The sequence below is a fragment of the uncultured Nisaea sp. genome (assembly GCF_963974195.1).
In the GTDB taxonomy this organism is placed as follows: Bacteria; Pseudomonadota; Alphaproteobacteria; order Thalassobaculales; family Thalassobaculaceae; genus Nisaea.
Genome location: NZ_CAXBDC010000190.1, coordinates 1 through 3,609 on the forward strand (window position 1 = coordinate 1; position 3,609 = coordinate 3,609).

Sequence of the window (3,609 nt, forward strand, 5' to 3'; positions counted from 1 at the left end):
GTGAATGGTCGGGGTGGACGGATTCGAACCGCCGGCCCTCTGCTCCCAAAGCAGATGCGCTACCAGGCTGCGCTACACCCCGACAAGGCCCGCAGCGACAATGTCGACGGGCGCACGGTAGGTAATGCTTTTAATCGCTTAGCGCAACACCGGAGTGAAACAACCGGCTGTGCGCGATCTCCTCCACTGTATCGTCACTGTGCAGCCGGCAAAAGCACATGCTCCACCCGGTCACCCACGCGAAGGCCCAGCCGTTCGGCCGTTCCCGCGATAACTTCAAGCACCGCCTTCACGCGGAACCGGGAGGAAATCACCTCTGTCGACAATGGCGTCGTGCGCTCGGCCATGTGCAGAATCCTCCCGTCACGGTCAAGAAACAGCATATCGAGCGAGATCAGCGTGTTTTGCATCCACATTGCGATCTTCTGCTTGCCCGGATAGATGAAGAGCATCCCGGCATCGTCAGCCAGCTCTTTCCGGAACATCAGGCCGGAGGCCCGGGTTTCCGGTGTATCGGCGATCTCGACAGTGAAGACATGCTCGGTATCGCCGCGATGAAGAATCAGGCGGCTCTGCTCATCGGCCGTTGCCTCGCAGGCAAAACCAGCAAAGAGCCCGAGCGCAAACACAGCGCCACTTACAATTTTCAGGAAATGAGTCACAGCGGATTCCGTCTGTTCGTTATTACCGGGCATTCACCCGTTATTGAGTTCCGCGCCATTATATCAAGCGTGCAAGGTCCCGTATGCCGGTCCTCACCTCACCTTCCAACGGAATATCGGCCAGTGTTGTGAACCAGTGCTCCGGTGGATTGCGCCCCCGGCTATGGTTCCAGAACAAGCCGCGCAGAATGTTTTCGGCGTCAGTGCCGACTGAAATGCCGCGCGGCTCGACGCCATTCAGCTGCGCCCATACTCCGGTCCAGCAGCGGGCGACAGCCCATGGGTTATAGCCGCCCCCTCCAACCACAAGAACCCGAGGCGCGAGAGCTGAAAGGCGCTGAACAGCCTCCCATATCGCATTGTAGGAAAGAGATAATCTGCTCTGCGGGTCATCGGCCAGCGCGTCGCACCCGCTCTGGATGACGATTGCCTGCGGCCGGAAATCCTCTCCGATCGGCAGGACCGCTTCCTCGATCAAAAAACGGAGCTCCGAGTCGTTCATGTCTTTCGGAACGGGGAAGTTCCGGGCCATGCCGCCTGCCCTGTCTTCGGCCGGTCCGGTCCGGGGCCAGCGATCATCCTCATGGATGGAGATCGTCAGAACACGATCCTCGTCGTGAAAGGCATCCTGCACACCGTCGCCATGATGGGCGTCGAGATCGACATAGAGAACACGGGACAGCCCGCCATCGAGCATGGCCAGGATACCGAGCACCGGATCGTTGAAATAACAGAACCCATAGGCCATGGCCGGGCGGCCGTGATGGGTTCCGCCTGCCAGGGAATGGATGGTCCCGCGCTCGACTGCCGCCAGGGTCCTGCCGGCCAGCACGGAGGCCCCCGCCGCCGTTGCAGGGCGGCTGAAAATCTCCGGGAAAACCGGGTTTCCGCTGCGGCCGATATTGTAGCGTTCCCTGACCTCGTCGCTGACATGCCCGTCCCGCTCGGCCGCAATCACGGCGGCGATATACTCGGGTGCATGGAAACGGGCGAGCTCATCCGGAGTCGCCGTCGGACTGTCCACGAAACGACTATCGTCGAGCAGGTCCAGAGTGCGGACGAGATCCATCACCGGCGTCACCCGTTGAATAGACAGCGGGTGTTTCACGCCATAACGGGATTTCCGATAGATCTCGCTGCCGATCAGGATCGGTTGCGCCGGAAAGGCGGCCGGGATCGCGGGGTCAAGCCGGGGGCGCACTGGGGCGATTACACCGCTCTGCCCGCTTTCTAGTCTCTGTTCCATGCCCATTAGGTAGCGCGCCTTGCGCCAGCCATCCAGACCGGTATCGCGATTTCCCCTGCGGGCTTGCATGAGGCCGCAAGCTCGACCATGATCGCCGGACATTCAGGGGAGCTGCGGGAGCGGCTGAGAGGTTCCGGAAGGAACGACCCTAAACCTGATCCGGATAATGCCGGCGTAGGAAGAACGCGATGCCCACGCACTCCCCTTTCCGCACCATCAGCAATTTCCGCAATCGCGGTAACCGCCCATGAATGCGGTGCGCGCTGTTATCATATTCGCCGGAATACTGGCCACCTGGCAGCTCATCGTCAGCATCAGCGGCACGCCCGTCTATATCCTGCCAGGCCCCCTGCCGGTCGCCGAGGCGTGGATCCGGTCCGCTTTCCTGATCTCCCGCCATGCTTCGATTACGCTGGCAGAAATCCTGCTGGGCCTGACTCTCGGCACGCTGTTCGGTGGTGCGACGGCACTGATGCTGGCCTGGTCCGCGCGGATACGCCCGTGGTTACTGCCTGTACTGGTCATCAGCCAGGCGGTACCGGTCTTCGCGCTGGCGCCGATCCTGGTGCTCTGGCTCGGCTACGGCATGGCATCCAAGGTCGCCATGGCCGCGCTCATCATCTTCTTTCCTGTCACGGCGGCAATGTATGACGGACTGCGCCGGACCGATCCGCTTTTCATCGATTGCGCCCGTACGCTCGGGGCCAGCCGTCTCGACCTGCTGCTGCATGTCCGGCTGCCCGCCGCCCTGCCCGCCTTTGCCTCCGGGCTGCGCGTGGCGACAGCCGTGGCACCGATCGGGGCCATCGTCGGCGAATGGGTCGGCTCCAGCTCGGGCCTTGGCTATCTGATGCTGCATGCCAATGCCCGGCTGCAGATCGACGTCATGTTCGCCGCCCTCTTCACTCTCTCGATCCTGGCCATCGCGCTTTATTACGGGGTCGATTTTCTGCTCAGGGCGGCCATGCCCTGGCAAGCCGGCGAAGCCCGGCCAACATTGCATACTGGAGGAAACTGAATGTTCACCCGGACCGCCGCGCTGTTCCTTGCGCTGATTGTCCTCGGCACAGCGCCGGCCAATGCAGCCGACAAACTGACCGTCCTGCTGGACTGGTTCGTCAACCCGGACCACGGCCCGCTGATCGTCGCCGACAAGAAAGGCTTCTTCACCGATGAAGGCCTGGAGGTCGAGTTGATCGCTCCGGCCGACCCGAACGACCCGCCGAAGCTGGTCGCCGCGCAGAAGGCCGATATCGCCGTCTCCTATCAACCGCAGCTTCACATACAGGCGGCCGAAGGCCTGCCGCTGGTGCGCTTCGGCACGCTGGTCGCCACACCGCTAAACACCCTCGTGGTCCTGAAGGACGGGCCGGTAAAATCCCTCGCCGATCTGAAGGGCCGCAAGGTCGGGTACTCGGTCGGCGGCTTCGAGGATGCACTGCTCGGCGCCATGCTGAAGAAGCACGGCCTGACGCTCTCTGATGTCGAGCTGATCAATGTGAACTTCTCGCTCTCGCCCTCGATCATCTCGGGGCAGGTCGATGCCGTGATCGGCGCCTTCCGGAACTTCGAGCTGAACCAGATGGACATCATCGGCAAACCGGGCCGGGCCTTCTTTGTCGAAGAGGAAGGCGTGCCGCCCTATGACGAGCTGATCTATATCGCGCACAAGGATCGCCTCGACGACCCGCGCCTGAAGAA

At 62.1% G+C, this 3,609-nt stretch carries 4 protein-coding genes, 1 tRNA gene and 1 riboswitch; of the genes, 2 read left to right on the plus strand and 3 right to left on the minus strand.

Going from position 1 to position 3,609, the window contains the following annotated elements:
* Window positions 1-5 precede the first annotated feature (5 nt).
* From AAC126_RS21985 to AAC126_RS21995, 3 genes are all read right to left on the minus strand, one after another.
* A tRNA-Pro gene (locus tag AAC126_RS21985) sits at window positions 6-82 on the minus strand.
* 112 nt (window positions 83-194) lie between these two features.
* Window positions 195-662, minus strand: a complete 468-nt coding sequence (locus AAC126_RS21990; RefSeq protein WP_339857551.1) for a DUF192 domain-containing protein — start codon at window positions 660-662, stop codon at window positions 195-197.
* Window positions 663-720: 58 nt separating this feature from the next.
* Complete coding sequence (locus AAC126_RS21995) at window positions 721-1,977, minus strand: acetoin utilization protein AcuC (protein WP_339857554.1); 1,257 nt, start codon at window positions 1,975-1,977, stop codon at window positions 721-723.
* A 25-nt stretch (window positions 1,978-2,002) separates the two neighbouring features.
* Window positions 2,003-2,106: riboswitch (TPP riboswitch) on the plus strand.
* Window positions 2,107-2,155: 49 nt separating this feature from the next.
* Between AAC126_RS21995 and AAC126_RS22000 the strand changes: the two genes are divergently transcribed.
* Both AAC126_RS22000 and AAC126_RS22005 read left to right on the plus strand, forming a co-directional pair.
* Window positions 2,156-2,926, plus strand: a complete 771-nt coding sequence (locus AAC126_RS22000) for an ABC transporter permease (protein WP_339857557.1) — start codon at window positions 2,156-2,158, stop codon at window positions 2,924-2,926.
* Window positions 2,927-3,609, plus strand: a 683-nt coding sequence (locus AAC126_RS22005) for an ABC transporter substrate-binding protein (RefSeq protein ID WP_339857559.1), incomplete at its 3' end; no start/stop codon positions are given.